Here is a 16,620-nt window from a genome sequence, read left to right as displayed (position 1 = left end):
TCGGTGATCAGCTTCCCCAGGGTCGCCGCCGCGTGCTCTGCGTGCAGTGCTCTTCATGGGGATTGGATCGACACGATCGTGTAGGTCTGGTCGATCCGTGCCCGGATGCGGGGTTGGTGTCGCGCCACGGGAGGTGCCGGGCGAGGTCGTCGCCCGGCCTCTCGCGTCGCCAGATTCCTAGACGGTGGAGCGTGCGGTGCCGACGAACTCGCCGATCCACGGAACCACGGCGTCACGCACCTGAATCCGTCGCGCGAGCAATCCGTTCGACAGCAGCAGGTCGGCGGCGCGTTGCTGTTCGTCCAGGAATTCGTCGGTGACCGGGTTGATGCCGAACGGCCGTCCGCGCAGCGCCGCCTCCCACGCGTCGAGACTTGCTGTGCCACCTCGCCGCTCCACGTCGTCGACGAAGTACTGCGCGGCCGCGCGGGGATTCCGCTCGATCCAGTCGTCCGATTCCTGCAGCGCCTCGATGATCGCGCGCAGTTGCTCCGGGTTGTTCTCCGCGAAATCTCGGCGGGTGAACCACAGCGACGGATGACTGAAGAGCCCCTCGGTCTCGACGAGAGTGCGCAACTCGGTATCCGCTTCGATGTCCGTCAGTCCGGGGTAGGCGCCGACCCACGCATCGATGGCACCGCTGACGAGGTCGGCTCCGCCGCCGCGCACATCCGTGTCGACGGGCACGATGTCCGACCATGTCAGTCCCACCCGGTCGAGCGCGAACAGCAGCAGCGTGGTCTGCCAGGACCCATGGGCGATACCGACCCGTTTCCCCCGCAGATCCGCGACGGACTCGATGCCCGACTCCGCCTTCACGACGAGTCGACCGTTCTCCACGCGGGGACCGGAGATGCCGATGTAGACGAGGTCACGGCCGTGGGCCAGGCCGGTGATCGGCGGGGTGAAGCCGGTGCCGATGACGTCGTAGCCGCCGTCGTCGAACAGCCAGTCCGAATGCAGGGTCGGAAGGGCATTGACGGGATCGACGGACGGCTTCGACGGGAGTTCACGAAGGTCGACCCATTCGATGTCCGGGAGCCGGCGTTCGAGTATTCCGGTGTGCCGGAGCACGAAAAGCGAATTATTGTGCGGGAAGTATCCGACGCGCACTGTCATGATCTCTACCTGTTCTGTTTTGGTTGCCTGTGAGAGTGTGGGGACGATGGTGTTAGATGAGGCCGCGGCGGCGTGCCTCGTCGGCGAGACCCGAGCGCCCCCACTGCACCGCGAGATTCGACGGATCGAATTCGACGGACCCGCCGAGCGACTCCGCGATCGCCTGGAACTGGGCGCCTTCCTCGAGTAGTACGACGAACTTCGCGAGGTCGAGCAGTCCGCTCCGGCCGATCACGTTGACCCCGCCGTTCGCTTCGAAGATGGCCACCAGGTCCGGGTCGTGTTGCAGGCGTTCGAGAATGAATTCGCCCGCCGATCGGGACCGGTCGATGTGGGGCGGAATCTCGCGGGAGAGCGTCAGGCGCTGCGAGGCCGCGTACCGGATCGGCAGAGTGCGGTGGGTCTGCGCCCACCCGCCCAGCCACGGGGTGTGAATGTGTACGACGCTGGTGATCTCGGGGTGCTGCCGGAAGACGGCGGCGTAACCGGTGACGAATCCGGCGGAGCCGTTGCCCGAGAGCACCTCCCCGTCGAACGTCGCGACCACTGGTGACACAGTCGGATCGTCTGCCCACGGGCCGGGGTCGTTGAGCGCGACCGCGATCTCGGTGCCGGGGACGCGTTCGACGAAGTTGACCGTGCCGTTGGCCGACACGGTCCCGGTGCTCCGGAAGACGGCGAACGCCTTGTCGGCGTCGCGGCGCGCGGCGTCGACGAAGGTGGCGATCTGCGGGTCCAGTCGGTTCTCGGTGGTAGTCACAGCAGGTCCTGTCCGGAAGTGATGGGTGATGTGCGTTGCAGCAGGGGAAGTACTTCTTCGCCGACGCGGTACGCCTCCTCGAGGTGGGGATTTCCGGCGAGGATGAAGGCGTCGACGCCGAGTGCGCGTAGTTCGTCGAGACGTTCGGCGACCTGCTCGTAACTGCCGACCAGGCCGAATGCGGGGCCACCTCGGATCAGGCTGAAGCCGCACCAGACGTTGGGCTGGACTTCGAGGTCCCGGTAGCCGGTGATGTGTTCGGGTACCCAGCCCTTGATGCGGGCCGCCCCGACGGAATCGCCCTGCGCCGCCCGGTTTGCGGCATCCTTGTCGACGAAGGCCCAGCCCTTCTCGATCTCCGCCCAGGCCGCGTCTTCGGTGTGGCGGGCGACGATGTCGATCCGCACCGCGAACTTGGGGGTGCGCCCGAGTTTCGCGGACTGCTCTCGTACGCCGTCGAATTTTTTCCGCAGGTCTGCGTACGGCTCGAGCCAGGACAGGTAGTAGTCCGAGTGGGTGCCCGCGGCGGCGACGGCTGCCGCGGACGAGCCGGAGAAGTACACCTCGGGGAACGGTTGTCCGGCCAGACCGGGAGCCAGGGCGGCCCCGTCGGTGCGGAAGAACCGGCCGTCGAAGTCGAATGGCTCTCCGTCCCAGACCCCGCGGAGGACGTCGAGGAACTCGGACGTGCGGGCGTAGCGGTCGTCGTGATCGACTTTATCTCCCCACCACAGTTGAGGGGCACCGCCGCCGCCGCTGATGATGTTGTAGACCAGCCGGCCTCCGGTGGCGCGTTGCAGGCTCGCGGACATCCTGGCCGCCTGTACCGGGTGCAGGAACCCGGGCTGGAAGGCGACCATGAAACGGTACGTGGTGGTCTCGGCGGCCAGCGCGGCCGCGGTGGCCCAGGGGTCTTCCGTCATCGGGAAGGACGGCAGCAGACCGCCCAGGAACCCGGCCGACTCGGACGCCTTCGCCACCGCGGCCATGTGGTCGATGTATCCGTAGCCGTCGAGTTCCCCGCCCCGGATCGCCGGAGCGATGTTGCCGGGTCGGTGCCCCCCGGCGTCGCCGCGGTTGTAGCGCCGCGGCGTGCGCAACGACGCGTGATCACCTTCCATCCCGATGCGCCAGTAGAAGTCGATGCTCATCAGTGCGCCTCCTGGGTGGCGAGGGTGCGTCCGGTGGGATCGACCAGATGCAGAAGGTGCTCACCCGTGCGGTGGAGTTCCTCGATGTGCGGGCGTCCGACCAGGACGAAGCCGTCGGCGCCGCGCTCGCGCAGCGACGACAGTTGCCGTGCGACGTCCTCGTAGCTGCCGACGAGTCCGGTGCTGTGCGGGTGGCCGAGGCGGTCGAAGCCCGCCCACCGGGACTCGCCCCGGTCGAGGGCGCGGGGATCGTCGATGTCTGGGCCGGGGTGGACTTCCCGCCACAGGCGCTCGACGCGTGCCCACGCCTCGTCGGTTGTTTCCCGCGCGATGACCGGTACCCGCAGCAGCGTCCGCACCGATCGCCCGTGCTCACGTGCCAGGGCTGCCAGGGCCTTCGCGGGACCCTCGAAGCCGGATTCGGTCAGCGCGAACTGATGCACGTCAGCGTGGCGGGCCGACAACGCGAGGGCGTCCTCACAGTCCCCGGTGAGATGAACGACGGGGAACGGCAGTCCGGACAGGATCCCGCGGAAGCCGCCGTCGATCACGTCGTAGTAGTCGCCTGCGAACTCGTACCCGGTGCCTCCGAACCCACCAGGAAGGATCTCCTCGTCGTTCCACACCCCGCGGGCGACGGTGAGGAATTCGGCGGCGCGGGCGTAGCGGTCGCGGCCGGTGACCCGATCGCCGCGCGAGCGTGCGTCTGCGGGATCGGTCTCCACCGCGAGGCGCCACTCCAGTCGTCCACCCGAGAGCCGTTGCAAAGTGGCCGACATCTTCGACGCGTAGACCGGGGTTCCGAAGGCGGGGTGGAATTCCACGGCGACCCGTGCGTGACGTGTCTGCCGGAGTGCGGCCGCGGCCACGATCCAGGATTCCTCGCCCGACGGGTCGTATCCCGCGACCACACCGTCGACGCCCGACAGTTCCGCGGCGTGGATCACTTGGGCGAGTTCGTCGAAGGGGCCGAATCTGCCGGGACGCAGATCGGTGGCGACGCTGTGCGGGGTCCGCACCCCGAAACCACCGCGGGTGCCGAGTTCGGTGGCGACCCTGCGTCCGTCACCGCGAGTCGGTAGTTCCCAGTAGAAGTCGGTCACTGCGCTGCCGCCGTCTCGGCGTCGAGCTGGGCGCGCGCCTGCCGGAGCGGTTCGTGCGCGACCCACGAGGCGAGGTCGAAATCGTGGGCGAGGAAGCCGTGGGCGTAGAGGAACTGCTTCTGCACACCCAGCAGATCCACCCGCTCATCGGACAGGCTCAGGTGAAGGCCGGTGTGAAAGTTCTCGCCGTATGCGGCGACGACGCCTTCGGGTCCGGACTGGGTTTCGGTCTGGAACACCGCACGGACCTGTTCGACGTTCGCGGCCGCCCAGTCGGCGGCGCGCAGACTCTCGGCGAGAAACCCGATCACGATGTCCGGCCGCTGTTCGAGGAGGTCTTCGTGCACGGTGACCGGTCGCGGGGTTCCGTTGTTGACCCGGTCGCGAAGGGCGTCGGTGGAATCGAGGTCCACGGCCACCGCCAGTCCGTGCTCTCGTGCCACCTCCTGCGCCCGGGCGCCTTTGACGTAGATCGCGTCGATGTCACCGGCCAGCAACGGCTCGACGCCCCAGGTGGTGTTGCGATCGGGGTTGGCGGTGCGTACCTGCGGGGCCGGTGTCGTCGGGACCTCGACGAGGTGCACGTCGGCGAAGGTGAGACCGCCGAGTCGCAGAGCGGAGGTGAGGCCGTGCAGCGCCATGGCGCGCGGGAAGCTGCGTGCACGATCGGCGGCCCAGGCGGGGATCCCGATGCGGAGTCCTCGCAGTCCGGTGGCGTCGCGGACGTCCGATTCGCCGCGCACCAGGATGGCCTGGGCCTCGTCGATCCAGGTGAGACCGATCAGCCGGGTCGGGGATCCTTCCGCCCGCGCGGCCATGGCGGGGACGTTGCCGCCTTCACGGATCAGGCCCGGCAGCTGGTGATCGAAATGCTTTACTGCCAGTTCGGGGCCCGCGTCCTGCAGCACACCGAATTCGACCCCGGCCGTGCCCGCGGTGCGCCCCAGCCACCCGAGGTTGTTCGCGAGGCCGCTCGCGGTGGGCACCGGGCAGCGGGTGTACCAGAGCGTGTCGATGGCACTGCCGGTTGTCACCGTCATGAAATGTCCTGTCTGGTAGAGGATGGGCGACCTACGCCCAGCTGGGCGAGGAAGGTCGCTCGGTAGCGCAGCGCCTCGGGGTCGTTGCGGTCCCGCGGGCGCGGGAGGTCGATGTCGACATCCACCGCGAAGCCGCCGTTGTCGAGGATCAGGACGCGGTCGGCCAGCCGGACGGCTTCGTCCACGTCGTGGGTGACGAGCAGAACGGCGGGGCGGTGCCGGGCGACGAGGTCGCCGACGAGATCTTGCATCTGCAGCCGCGTGAGGGCGTCCAGCGCCGCGAACGGCTCGTCCAGCAGCAGCAGTTCCGGTTCGCGAACGAGGGCGCGGGCGAGCGCGACCCGCTGCGCTTCGCCACCGGAGAGGGTGGCGGGCCACGCACGTTCCTTGTCCGCGAGGTTCACCTCGGCCAGCGCGCGCCGCGCGTTGTCGCGGGTGAGCTGTGCACGCTTCTGCCCCACCGACACATTCGCCAGCACCCGCTTGGACGGGATCAGCCTCGGCTCCTGGTACACGACCGTGCGTTGCCTGGGGACCAGGACGTCGCCGCCGTCCGGCGGTTCGAGTCCCGAGAGCAGTCGCAGCAGGGTCGTCTTTCCGGTGCCGCTCGGGCCGAGCAGGACGACGAACTCGCCGCGAGTGATCTCGAGGTCGATCCCGGACAGTACGGTCTTGTCGCCGAACGACTTCCGCACTCCCGACAGCGACACCGCCAGGGGTGACCCGGTTCGTCGTTCCGCCGCGGTCGTCGCGGTGCGTTCGCGCGGCGCCAACGGTGGCAACGGTGCTTCTGCGGCGGTCATCGGGTCACCGACAGCTGCCGCCACGGCATCGCGAATTTCTCGATCACGCGCACCACCGCGTCGAAGACCAGGCCGAGGATCGCGTACATGACGATGCACAGGACCATGTAGTCGGTGCGGTTGTACTCCTGCGCGAGCGTCACGAGGTAGCCGATCCCTTCCCGGGTACCCACCTGCTCTGCCGCGATCAGGCCGGTGATGCTCAGCGACAGGCAGATACGCAGACCCATCAACACCCCCGGTAGTGCGGTCGGCAGGATTGCGCCGAAGACCAGTCGCCAGCCGGTGAGCCCGAACCCGCGGGCGGCCTCGACCATCTTGCGGTCGACTCCCCGCACTCCGAGGTAGGTGTACGCGTACATCGGGGCGAGGGTGGCAACGGAGATGAGGACAACCTTGAACGTTTCGTCGATACCGAACCAGGCGATGAACAGCGGAACGAGCGCCAGGAAGGGTACGGCGCGGTTGATCTGCATCGTCGAGTCGATCAACTCCTCCCCGAGTGCGGAGAGGCCGGACAACACGCCGAGGACGAGCCCGATCAGGACACCGCACCCCACACCCAGTGCGGCCCGCTGCAGCGAAGCGACGCCGAAGTCGAGCAACTGACCCGACTGATACAGCTCCACGAACGCCTGCCACACCGCAGGCGGCCCGGCGAGGATCTCCGGGCTCAACAGCCCCGACGACGACCCGATCGACCAGGCGCCGACGAGCAGGGCGGGTACGAGGAAGCGCAGGGGGATCGAGATCCACCGCGGCCGCTCACGGGTTCGGCGATAACGGGGCGTCTCCAGCTTCGGAGCCGCAGGCGCGTCGCCGCGCACCGAACTCGACAGGGTCACCACCGAAGTCACTTGCCCTCCGCCGAGGCGGACTCGAGCGCCGCCGGGAGATCGAAGATCACGTCACTGCCCTTCAGCGGCTGTTGAATCACACCGTTCTCGGCGAACAGCGCCGAGATGGATTCCAGGTCGAGGGCATCGGCTGCGGTCGGGTACCGGAAGTTCGTGATCTGGCCACCGAGCGCAATCGCGTCGTCAAGTCGCTGACCCGACAGGGCTCTGGGGCCGGTCTTGTCGAAGACGTTCTCGAATGCGGCCGGATCCTGCTGCTGCTTTTCCGTCAGCTGCTGCGTCACTTCGAGGAACTTCTCGACCACGTCGGGATGCTCCTCGAGGACCTTCGTCCGGCCGGCGATGATGGTGCTGTCCACCGAACCGATGCTCGCTTCGGTGGCGATCTCGACCGCGCCCTTCGCCTTCGCCTCCTGGTACGGGATCAGAAATGACGCCCAGGCGTCGACCTGGCCGGTGGAGAACGCCGAGGCAGCATCCGCCTGCTGCAGCGGCACACGCTCGACGGAGTCCACCGGAATTCCGGCCTGGGTCAAGGCCTTCAGGGTGATGTACTCCCCCTTGCCGGCCGGGTTGACCGCGATCCGCTTGCCGGGCAGATCCGCCACCGACGTGATCCCGGACTCGGGCCTGGCGATGATGCCCGCCTGATCCTTGTTGTAGGGGTCGGACGTGGCGAAGATGCGGACACCGACATCCTTGGAGAGGGCTCCGACCACGGGACTGTAGGCGCCGGTCTGGATGTCGAGTTCACCGGTGTTGAAGAGTTTCAGGTTGGAGCTGAAACCCGGTGTGGTCTTGACCCATTCGATCTTCGCTCCCAGAGGAGCCAACGCCTCGTCGTAGGTTCCGTCACGCTTTCCGACGGCGATCGCACCGGAGTTGCCCGGATCGAAGACCTTCAGCGTGAATTCGGCGCCGGAACTGGCACCTGCCGAGGAATCGGAGGATCCACACGCCACCGCCAACCCGGCGAGCGGGATCAGGGCGAGCGCTGCGGCGGCTCGTGGCAGTCGGCGAATGCGGGACATGTGGGTAGCTCCTTCAACGGATGAATCGTCAGGTGTGACGACCGTTGACGCTATGTTCTCCGCGTCCGAATTCCTCCGGTTTGTTTTCTACAGATCGGAAACCTTGACAACGCCCAGAAAGACACTACATCGCACTTTTCCCGACAATCCCTGTCGGACCGGACCTTCAGTTTCCAGTAGATGGAAAGTAAGGTCTCAAGCATCCAGGCGTGAGAACATCCCCACATCCGGCCGATCGGCCCCCACAGGAAGGATTGCTCGTGACCGACTCACGTGCCACGGGAGTGCAGACGGTGACACGTGCACTGACGATGCTCACCTGCTTCGGCGGAGGTGAGGAGCTGGGCGTATCGGAAATCGCCAAGCGTCAGGACCTGGCCGTGAGCACAACCCACCGCCTACTCCAATCGTTGGTCGATGCCGGCTTCCTCGACAAGGACAAGACGTCCAACCGCTACCGGCTCGGCAGCGCGCTGGCCGCCTACGGTCAGATCTCCTACCGCCAGCACCGCATCTACCTCTCCGAGCCCTACCTCGAGCAACTGGCCGCGACGACAGGTGCGTCCGCCTCACTCGCCATGCGACACGGCCACGACGTCGTCCTGCTCGGATTCAGCCGCTGGAGAGAGACAGACGGACACGTACTGCAAGGAGTGCGGCTACCGCTCCACGCCAGCGCACTCGGCAAGGTCTTCCTCGCGTGGTCCGACACCGACGACGAAGACATCGCATCACTACCCAGAACGGCGACCACCCCACGCGCCATCACCGACGTGGCCGGCATCCGGGAAGAACTCGTCCGCACCCGCGAACGCGGATACGGGTTCAACGACGAGGAATTGACCCCCGACTTCCGCACGATCGGACTGCCGATCCGCGACTCCGACGGAATCGTGCGTTTCGCGCTCGGCCTGCGCGGGCCCACCGAACTCATGATCGACGCGCGCATTCCATTCTTCGTCGACCTCGCCCGCGTCACCGCCGACGAGATCGCCGCAGTCCTGCTCTGAAGCGACCTCGCTCAGAGGTGGTCGCACACCAAGTCATCCCCCCGGCGCCCACGGAGGGCTGCCGAGAATGCAGCGAGGCACGCCGACAGCCCCTCGGATGTACCCGAATTCCTCCCAACACGGTGCACCCTGCATCCCGACCCCTGCGGTCGGAACGCGTCTGCGGTGGCGTCGTCTCCTCTCCCCCGATGGTGAACGCGGCAACGTCCGCGCCCGGCGTGAGCGCGCCGCAAAACAGATCTGCCGAAACTGTCCCGTGCCCACCGCCTGCCGGCGCCTACGGCTCACCGCCACCGAGTCTTATGGCATCTGGGGTGGCATGTCCGAAACCGAACGCGCCCGGCGCACCCACCTCCCGGCCCGACCCCGCGAGCATGTCGTGTCGACGGACCCTCTAACCTGGCGGATCCGAACACCCAGAGCGTGAAGGTAGAACAGCCATGGCCACCGACTACGACGCACCACGAGTCACCGAATCCGACGAGCCGGACACCTCCCTCGAACAGCTGACCGCCAGCCGCAAAGACACCCAGTCCCCCGCCGTCGACGTCGAAGACACCGACACCGCCGAATCGTTCGAACTGCCCGGCGCGGACCTGTCCGGTGAAGAACTCACCGTCCGCGTCATCCCCAAGCAGTCGGACGAATTCACCTGCACCAGTTGCTTCCTGGTCCACCACCGCAGCCGCCTCGCCGACACTACGCAACAACTCTGCCGCGACTGCACCTGAACACCTCGGACCCTCCGAGAAGCGCGGCCGCCCTCGGATTGGTCGGCCATCGCACACCCTCGATACCGACGCCACGATCTGGTTCGCCCTTCAAAAGGGGGCCTCCCTGCGGGCCCGAGGCAGCACGCGGGTGGGGCGGGCGGGGCTCGTATCCGCGACCATCCGATTATGAGTCCACGGCTCTCACCGACTGAGCTACCGCCCATCACCGCATTACCCCGCTCTCGCGGGACCTGGCGATGGTATCTCCAGATCACTGACCGTCCCGCTATGCCCGGGGGACGGTCTTCACGCGCGCCCGAAGAGCTGCCGCACCCCACCGTCCTCGTCGACCGCGTACAACGCCATCCCCAACAGATCCAGAATCCGCTGCGGTGCCCGCACCGCGGCGTCCACCGATCGCGGCTCGTCCCTCACGACCAGCGCAAACGACACCGACTGATCCGCCTCGCTCGGCATCCGCCGCACCAGCTGACCGATGGCGGTATCGACATCCAAATCCGGCGCGACGGTCGCAGCCTTGACCTCGACGTAGAGCAGGTGGCCGTCCTTCTCGGCGACGATGTCGACGACATCCTCATCGGTCCGGACTACCCAGCCCTGAGATGACAACCATTCCGCGAAGTCCCGGACCACGCGAGCCTCATCACCTGCCATACCGGACACGGTAAGCCAGAAAACCGTCAGTTCCGAACAACACCACAGCACAAAACACGTCCGGTGCGGCATGCGACGACCCAGGAATACCCCGGCAGATCGTGCGGTGAGATCGACGTAACCCTCAGGACCTCATTTGGTACGGGGCGACAGTTCTTGGCACCGACACTCACCCAGCAGGTGCCAGCGGAACTCCCATCGGCCCCTCGGTGCACACTGTCGACCAGCGCTCGTGAATGCGAACTCCCGTGCCAGTCGCACCGACCGTCCGCCCGCCTTTATGGCTGTGACACAGGCGCGCTCATCTCCGGTGAGTCTGGCTTCGAAGAGACAGGCAAGGGGGTCACGCTCAAGAGCGGACACCACTCAGTTCAGCCGCCCACAGCCGGCAACTTTGCCGCAGCGTCATGGAAGAATCGCACGATTGCGGCCGAAATCCGACCGCGCAAGGACACTTCACGGCCCTCCCCGATCGCCCACTCTCGAATCTCCTTGGCCGTCTTCTTCGCCGGAGCCGTGCCCGCCGCCGCTCCCTCCACCGGAGCCTCCTTCTCGACAACCTTCTCGACGGGTGTCTTCTTCGCCGGAGCCTTCTTCATGGCCGTCTTCTTCACCGGCGCCGCTTTTGCCTGAGCCTTCGTCGCCTGAGCGTCATGGAAAGCTTGCTCGATCTCGGCCGAAATCCGGCCGCGGGGAGACACTTCGCGACCCTCTCCGATCGCCCACTCTCGAATATCCTTGGTCGTCGTCGCCGGAGACTTGCTCACCGCCGGTACCTTCGTGGCGACAATCTTCTTCGCGGCCGTCTTCGTCGGAGCCGTACCCGCCGCCGCTCCCTCCACCGGAGCCTCCTTCTCGACGACCTTCTTCGCGGCTGTCTTCTTCGCAGCCGTCTTCGTCGGCTCTGTCGTCTTCGCCGGAGACTTCCTCGCGGCCGTTTTCTTCGCGGGAGCCTTCCCCGCGACTACCTTCTTCGCGGCCGCCTTCTTCGCCGGCACCGCTTTTGCCTCAACCTTCGTCGCCTGAGCGTCATGAAAAGCTTGCACGATCTCGGCCGAAATCCGACCGCGGGGAGACACTTCGCGACCCTCCCCGATCGCCCACTCTCGAATATCCTTGGTCGTCGTCTTCGCCGGAGCCGTGCTCACCGCCGGTACCTTCGTGGCGACAATCTTCTCCGCGGCCGTCGACTTCGCCCCTGCCGTCTTCGCCGGCGACTTCCTCGCAGACGCCTTCTTCGCAGCCGTCTTCTTCGGCCCGGTCGTCTTCGCCGGCGACTTCTCCGCGGCCGTCTTCTTCGCGGCCGCCTTCTTCGCGGCCGCCTTCTTCGCGGCCGCCTTCTTCGCGGCCGCCTTCTTCGCCGGAGCCGCTTTTGCCTGAACCTTCGTCACCTGAGCGTCATGGAAAGCTTGCACGATCTCGGCCGAAATCCGGCCGCGGGGAGACACTTCGCGGCCCTCGCCGATCGCCCACTCGCGGATCTCCTTAGTCGTCCCCTTCGCCGAACCTTCGGAAATCCTCGGTGATACCGCCATCGTGCTCTCCTTCTACGTCAGGGCAATCGTCGAACGCACACAGTAACGGCAGGCTCGTCCCGGAAATGAGGAGCTCACCGAACTAACAATTCAACGTCTTTAAGACATTGTCCATGTGGGCAGACCACACACGATCCTCTTCGAGCTCAAAATCACATCGCGCCGAGCTTCATGCAGGACGAGCACGACGCACCCCGACAGGGACTATTCTCCAACGAAATCCCGAAATTGTCTCGGCAGCTGCGGCATCCGAGTGGTTGACATTGACGAATTCGGTGTTCACGGTGCCGAGCAGGGTGGGCGCCTGACGGCCCACCACCTGCTCACCGAATCCTGTGCCGCAATTCCGGCGGTGCAGCGCCTCCCGGACTCGGGTCACAGCGGCTCCGAACCTTTACGTCGCGAAGGCCGCGCGCCGGCCACATCCCCGGCAGCCCGGAGAACACCGTCGTGGCCGTGCCACCGCATTCGGAGTGTGGTCACCCCCAGCCGGCATCATTCTCCTCCGCACCGCACTCACACAGGGTTCACCCGAAACCGACTGCGGCACCGTACACACGAGTGGAGACAACTCGACACACCACCGCGAGGAGCAACAGGCACCGGGACAGCCACCCCCTCGCGACAACAGTGGGGCGCGCGCCGACCGAGAAACCGCGGGGGCTCACTCCGATCAGCTGGCCAAGGGTGCGCTCATGCTCGTCTACGGCGTCTCCTCCGAACGAGCCTTCGGCATCCTCACCTCGCGCTCGCAGCAGATCACACCAAACTCCGCGTCCTCGCCGAACGCTTCGTCAACTCCCTTGCCGCCGAGGTGGCCCTGCCCGCGTCGTCTCGCGCCCGGTTCGACCACCTGCTCCTGACCGCACACGAGCACCCCGTCCCCCGGCCCGGGGCACAGGGCTGAACCGCAAGCGATGTGCGCCGGCCGGGGCTGTGCCCACGCGGCCAGGCCATGGTCGATTGCGTAAACCATTGGTGTAGAACGATTTACGCTCCGATTCGTGACATAGGTGATTACTCCGGGGATCGCGCAGCCTCGAGCACAGAAGTCCCTCGCCAGAGCGAGGGCCGCTCGGGGTGTGTGGTTGGGCGCGCAAGGCTGGAAACCGCTGGATGGGGCTGCCTACAGGGGTGCTTACGCCCCGGAGACCTCCTACACGAACCACTTCCCTCGGCTACTGCCTCGGGCACCCACCGCCGGTTGCGTCGCCACAACCGCGAATCCCGTGACCTGCCCGGAAAGCGCATGTCCACCTCACCTGCGGCTGTTCTGGCGCCGTCGTTCGAGGGGCTGCGTCCGTTCTCGTGCTCCTCCGTCTGATCTGGTACCCATCCCCACGGATCAAGGAGCCACCATGAGCAACGCCGACAAGTTCGAAAACCCGACGATGGATCGGACGGACGCAAACCCACGGACTGCGGCGCCGACGTGTTGCAGCACCGAACGACAAGCCAGCTGCTGCGACCTCAGCGAGAAGTCGACGTGCTGCGGTCCGGCGGCGACGGCCGGCCGCGAGGGATGCGGCTGCCAGTAGCCCTCAGGTGACAAGGGTGCGGTGCGAGCGAAGATGGCTCGCACCGCACCGCAGTCTTGTCAGCGTGACCTCGCCCGGTCGCCCCGCCGCCGTCACCAGAGGTGATTCGCCGGTCTACTCGTCGTCCGATGGCGTGGCTCCGCAGGCGCAGGGTCCGCTGCGGGGCTGGTAGTCGTGGACATGGCCGCTACGGTCCTGGCTGATCTGACAGCAGGTGTGCAATTGAGCCTGGAGGGCGGCGCGGCCGCGTTGGACCCGGGATTTCATCCCGGACACCGAGATTCCCGCCTCGTTGGCGGCGGCGGCGTTGGTTCGGTTGTCGAGGTCGACCATCTTCACCGCCGCGGCCTGCTCGGCGGGCAGCCCGGAGAGCATCGGCACCAGGCAGGAGGCGAGTTCCTTCTCCGCCGTCTCGTCGGCGTCAGGTTCGCCGTCGGGTGGGTTGTCGGGGACGGTGTCGACAGCCAGCTCGCGGCGGTGGGGCGCGGACCGGTAGTAGTCGGTGATCGCGTTGCGGGTGATGGCATACATCCACCCGAGGAGGCGGTCCTGCTCCCGCAGGTTGTCGAGGCTCTTGGCCATCCGCAGGAACACGATCGACAGAATGTCGTCGGCGTCCTCGGGACGCGAGACCCGGCGGGCGATGAACGCTCGCAGGTCGCTCGAGAAGCGGCGCCAGAGCTGGTCGGGATCAGCTGGTGCCTGCTGGGGTGTCGTCGCGGTGGTGGCCGTGTCCTCGTTCATGATCCGTGGTTCCTTTCCGTCTCCAGCATCCCCGTCAGGCGGCGCAGTGGCGACCCCTGGGGACGTCCGCTCCGGTACCGACGACGGTGACCCCGATCGGATGCACCCGCGTTCCCGGCGCAGTCTGCGTCCGAATCCGGTTTGCCTCGTCTGTATGGGTGCCGATGTCGATGACGGGTTCTCCGATTCGACGTACCAGTAGAAGCGCAGTGAGGAGGTGAGAGCAATGCTGACCACACATTTGTTTTCGGGCCTGACCAGCGAAGAGGTCGACCTGATCGTGGCGGAGGAACTGCATCTGCTCGACGCCGCCGCATGAGCGCCGTCGACGCCCGCACCGGGCGCATCCGCTGACCACAGCGCTCACCCAGCCTCTACCCCTCCATCGGGTAGGGGCCAGAACAGTGCCCGGCTCCGGACGGACATCGAACACGCAAAACCCCGCCCCGCCCCTCTCCTTTGTGAGATGGGGCAGGGCGGTTCGTCGTTCAGCGGCCGCGTGCCGACCGAATGAGGCGGGTCAGGATGGGAACGGCGGTCACCAGCGCCCACAACCCGATCGCCGCGGCCAGGGCGGCGGCGGTGTCACCGGCGGTGGCGGTGCCGAGCACGTGGCCGCGCAGGGCATCGGTGGCGTGCGCGACCGGATTCACCGTCGCCATCGCCTGCATCCAGCCGGGCATGGTCTCGATCGGCGCGAACGCACTCGAGACGAACATCAGCGGCATCATCACCATCATCCCGGCGAACTGGACCACGTCCGGCCGGCGGAGCCGATCCCCGATCAGCCCGAACAGGGCGCTCATCGCCCCGGCCAACACCACCAGCACCAGGACCGCGGCGACGGCATCCCCTGCGGTGCCGTGGAACTCGAAACCCAAAGCGACGGCGGCGATCCCGAGCAACGCAGCCCGGGCGAGGGTGAAGACGGCCTCGTTGATGGTGCGAGCCACCCCCGGCAGCGCCGCCCGCATCGGCAGGGCCGCGAAGCGGTCGTGCAGGCCGTTGGTGTGATCGATCGCGGCGGACACTCCGGCGTTGGTGCCGGCCATCACCGTGGAGACGGCGAGCATCGCCGGGGTGAGGAAGACGATGTAGCTGACCCCGGCAGGGAAACCCGGTCCTGCGGCGACGCTGCGGAACACCTGACTGAACAGCACCAGCATCGCCATCGGCATGGTCAGCGAGAACATCAACAGCTGCGGAACGCGGGCACTGGTGCGCAGGTTCCGGACGGTGAGGGCGGCGAGCTGGTCCATGACCGGGGAACGGCCGATCGAGGTGGCGGTGGTGGTCATCGGTGGGCTCCTGTGTGGGCAAGGTGGGTGAAGACGTCGTCGAGGCTCGGGGAGGTCACGTCCAGGTCGGTGACCTCGATGCCGCCGCGGTGCAGGTCCGCGACCAGGGCGGTCGCGGCGGGGGCGTCGCCGACGGTGACCGACACCCGCAGGCGGTCGCCGTCGACCCGCGGATCGGTGTCCGGGACGAAGGGCAGCGCGGCGAGCTGACCGGCGGGGATGGTCGCGGTCAGGACCTTGCCGCCGACAATCCGTTTGAGCTCGGCGGGGGTGCCGCGGGCGGCGACCCGCCCCCGGGCAAGGACCACGATGTGGTCGGCGAGCCGGTCGGCCTCCTCGAGGTACTGGGTGGTGAGCACGACCGTAGTGCCCGCGTCGGTGAGCTCGTCGACGACGTCCCACAATCCGGCGCGGGCGAGGGGATCGAGACCGGTGGTCGGCTCGTCGAGGAACAGCACCGACGGGGAGCCGACGAGGCTGGCGGCCAGATCGACCCGGCGGCGCGAGCCCCCGGAGAGTTCCCCCACCCGCCGGGACGCGTATTCCTGCAACCCGAGCCGGTCGATCAGCGCGTCGGCCCGCGCCCGGGCGGTGCGGCGCAGCCCGGTCAGTCGGCCGATCAGCTCCAGATTCTCCCGGGCGGTGAGAAATTCGTCGAGACCGGCGTATTGGCCGGTCACCCCGATCCGGCGACGCACCTCGGTGGCGTCGGCGACAACGTCGAGGCCCTCGATCTGCACGCGGCCGATGGTCGGGCGCACCAAGGTGGTCAATGTTCGGATCAGGGTGGTCTTGCCGGCACCGTTGTGGCCGAGCACACCGAGCGTGGTCCCGGCGGCAGCCTCCAGATCGACACCGTCGAGAGCCCACGTCTTGTTGTAGGCGACGTGCAGATCCTCGACCACGACGGTCGGCGCGTTCATCGCACACCCCCGCCGTGGCCGCCGGCCGCGTGGCCGGTTCCGGTTCCGGTGGGAGAGAACAGGTGGGTGGTCATCGGAGGATTCCTCTCGAAGAAGGTGTGCTCCCATCCGTTGGTGGGTGGGAGTCCGCTTCCTCAGACGAAGCAACCGAGAGTTGGATGCAGCAGCGCTCGGGACGCGGGTCTGCGGCGCCGATTGTGGCGGTGGTGAGTGAGAGACTGCTCCGCGTGTCGCCGCCGGCGACCTCACCTCCCTGCGTAAGCAGATGAACGCGCTCCGCCCGCCCGGGCACACCCGCATCCACATGACCAGCGTGGGGA

The 16,620-nt window shown here is 67.2% G+C and carries 18 protein-coding genes and 2 pseudogenes; 6 read left to right on the top strand and 14 right to left on the bottom strand.

The features are described 5' to 3' along the window. Positions 1 to 177 precede the first annotated feature (177 nt). From PSR88_RS35710 to PSR88_RS35675, 8 genes are read right to left on the bottom strand one after another with little or no spacing between them, the layout of a single operon-like run. Positions 178 to 1,119, bottom strand: coding sequence for an ABC transporter substrate-binding protein (locus tag PSR88_RS35710; RefSeq protein WP_011598786.1), 942 nt, complete (start codon positions 1,117 to 1,119; stop codon positions 178 to 180). A 52-nt stretch (positions 1,120 to 1,171) separates the two neighbouring features. After that, complete coding sequence (locus tag PSR88_RS35705; RefSeq protein WP_011598785.1) at positions 1,172 to 1,879, bottom strand: class II aldolase/adducin family protein; 708 nt, start codon at positions 1,877 to 1,879, stop codon at positions 1,172 to 1,174. After that, positions 1,876 to 3,030, bottom strand: coding sequence for an LLM class flavin-dependent oxidoreductase (locus PSR88_RS35700; protein ID WP_011598784.1), 1,155 nt, complete (start codon positions 3,028 to 3,030; stop codon positions 1,876 to 1,878). Before PSR88_RS35700 ends, PSR88_RS35705 begins: the two co-directional genes overlap by 4 nt. Beyond that, on the bottom strand, positions 3,030 to 4,133 hold the full coding sequence (locus PSR88_RS35695; RefSeq protein WP_011598783.1) for an LLM class flavin-dependent oxidoreductase: 1,104 nt from the start codon (positions 4,131 to 4,133) through the stop codon (positions 3,030 to 3,032). The genes PSR88_RS35700 and PSR88_RS35695 overlap by 1 nt, the downstream gene beginning before the upstream one ends. Continuing rightward, the gene (locus PSR88_RS35690; RefSeq protein WP_011598782.1) at positions 4,130 to 5,173 is read right to left on the bottom strand and encodes an ABC transporter substrate-binding protein; all 1,044 of its coding nucleotides are present in this window, start codon (positions 5,171 to 5,173) and stop codon (positions 4,130 to 4,132) included. Before PSR88_RS35690 ends, PSR88_RS35695 begins: the two co-directional genes overlap by 4 nt. After that, entirely contained in the window at positions 5,170 to 5,976 is an 807-nt protein-coding gene (locus PSR88_RS35685) for an ABC transporter ATP-binding protein (protein WP_011598781.1), read from the bottom strand. Before PSR88_RS35685 ends, PSR88_RS35690 begins: the two co-directional genes overlap by 4 nt. Then, the gene (locus tag PSR88_RS35680; protein WP_011598780.1) at positions 5,973 to 6,833 is read right to left on the bottom strand and encodes an ABC transporter permease; all 861 of its coding nucleotides are present in this window, start codon (positions 6,831 to 6,833) and stop codon (positions 5,973 to 5,975) included. The genes PSR88_RS35685 and PSR88_RS35680 overlap by 4 nt, the downstream gene beginning before the upstream one ends. After that, on the bottom strand, positions 6,830 to 7,864 hold the full coding sequence (locus PSR88_RS35675; protein WP_011598779.1) for an NrtA/SsuA/CpmA family ABC transporter substrate-binding protein: 1,035 nt from the start codon (positions 7,862 to 7,864) through the stop codon (positions 6,830 to 6,832). Before PSR88_RS35675 ends, PSR88_RS35680 begins: the two co-directional genes overlap by 4 nt. A 260-nt stretch (positions 7,865 to 8,124) precedes the next feature. Between PSR88_RS35675 and PSR88_RS35670 the strand changes: the two genes are divergently transcribed. From PSR88_RS35670 to PSR88_RS35660, 3 genes are all read left to right on the top strand, one after another. After that, entirely contained in the window at positions 8,125 to 8,874 is a 750-nt protein-coding gene (locus tag PSR88_RS35670) for an IclR family transcriptional regulator (protein WP_011598778.1), read from the top strand. Between the two features lie 97 nt (positions 8,875 to 8,971). Then, entirely contained in the window at positions 8,972 to 9,301 is a 330-nt protein-coding gene (locus PSR88_RS35665; protein ID WP_016880253.1) for a WhiB family transcriptional regulator, read from the top strand. A 13-nt stretch (positions 9,302 to 9,314) separates the two neighbouring features. Continuing rightward, positions 9,315 to 9,605 (top strand): DUF4193 domain-containing protein, encoded by a 291-nt coding sequence (locus tag PSR88_RS35660; protein ID WP_011598777.1) that lies wholly within the window; start codon positions 9,315 to 9,317, stop codon positions 9,603 to 9,605. A gap of 288 nt (positions 9,606 to 9,893) precedes the next feature. Here the strand turns inward: PSR88_RS35660 and PSR88_RS35655 are convergent, their stop codons facing one another. Both PSR88_RS35655 and PSR88_RS35650 read right to left on the bottom strand, forming a co-directional pair. Then, entirely contained in the window at positions 9,894 to 10,241 is a 348-nt protein-coding gene (locus PSR88_RS35655; protein WP_016880252.1) for a hypothetical protein, read from the bottom strand. A gap of 392 nt (positions 10,242 to 10,633) precedes the next feature. Further along, entirely contained in the window at positions 10,634 to 10,861 is a 228-nt protein-coding gene (locus PSR88_RS35650; protein WP_411755683.1) for a histone-like nucleoid-structuring protein Lsr2, read from the bottom strand. Between the two features lie 133 nt (positions 10,862 to 10,994). Between PSR88_RS35650 and PSR88_RS35645 the strand changes: the two genes are divergently transcribed. Both PSR88_RS35645 and PSR88_RS35640 read left to right on the top strand, forming a co-directional pair. Continuing rightward, a complete protein-coding gene (locus tag PSR88_RS35645) occupies positions 10,995 to 11,288 on the top strand; it encodes a hypothetical protein (protein WP_411755682.1) in 294 nt (97 codons plus the stop codon). Positions 11,289 to 11,378: 90 nt separating this feature from the next. Beyond that, a complete protein-coding gene (locus PSR88_RS35640) occupies positions 11,379 to 11,642 on the top strand; it encodes a hypothetical protein (RefSeq protein WP_029537680.1) in 264 nt (87 codons plus the stop codon). Positions 11,643 to 11,668: 26 nt separating this feature from the next. Here the strand turns inward: PSR88_RS35640 and PSR88_RS35635 are convergent. Further along, positions 11,669 to 11,797: pseudogene (locus tag PSR88_RS35635) on the bottom strand (histone-like nucleoid-structuring protein Lsr2); the annotation flags it as partial. Between the two features lie 680 nt (positions 11,798 to 12,477). Between PSR88_RS35635 and PSR88_RS35630 the strand changes: the two are divergent. Beyond that, a pseudogene (locus PSR88_RS35630) lies at positions 12,478 to 12,704 on the top strand (ANTAR domain-containing protein); the annotation flags it as partial. A gap of 745 nt (positions 12,705 to 13,449) precedes the next feature. Here the strand turns inward: PSR88_RS35630 and PSR88_RS35625 are convergent. The 3 genes from PSR88_RS35625 to PSR88_RS35615 all read right to left on the bottom strand — a co-directional run bounded on the left by PSR88_RS35625 (position 13,450) and on the right by PSR88_RS35615 (position 16,300). Next, a complete protein-coding gene (locus tag PSR88_RS35625) occupies positions 13,450 to 14,079 on the bottom strand; it encodes a sigma-70 family RNA polymerase sigma factor (RefSeq protein WP_016880250.1) in 630 nt (209 codons plus the stop codon). Between the two features lie 488 nt (positions 14,080 to 14,567). After that, a complete protein-coding gene (locus tag PSR88_RS35620; protein WP_342338851.1) occupies positions 14,568 to 15,377 on the bottom strand; it encodes an ABC transporter permease in 810 nt (269 codons plus the stop codon). After that, a complete protein-coding gene (locus PSR88_RS35615) occupies positions 15,374 to 16,300 on the bottom strand; it encodes an ATP-binding cassette domain-containing protein (protein ID WP_342338849.1) in 927 nt (308 codons plus the stop codon). The genes PSR88_RS35620 and PSR88_RS35615 overlap by 4 nt, the downstream gene beginning before the upstream one ends. Between the last annotated feature and the right edge of the window lie 320 nt (positions 16,301 to 16,620).

The sequence above is a fragment of the Rhodococcus sp. DK176 genome (assembly GCF_038447315.2).
In the GTDB taxonomy this organism is placed as follows: domain Bacteria; phylum Actinomycetota; class Actinomycetes; order Mycobacteriales; family Mycobacteriaceae; genus Rhodococcus_F; species Rhodococcus_F jostii_A.
The sequence above is the reverse complement of the archived record's forward strand: the minus strand, read 5'-3'. Positions and strand labels throughout refer to the sequence as shown.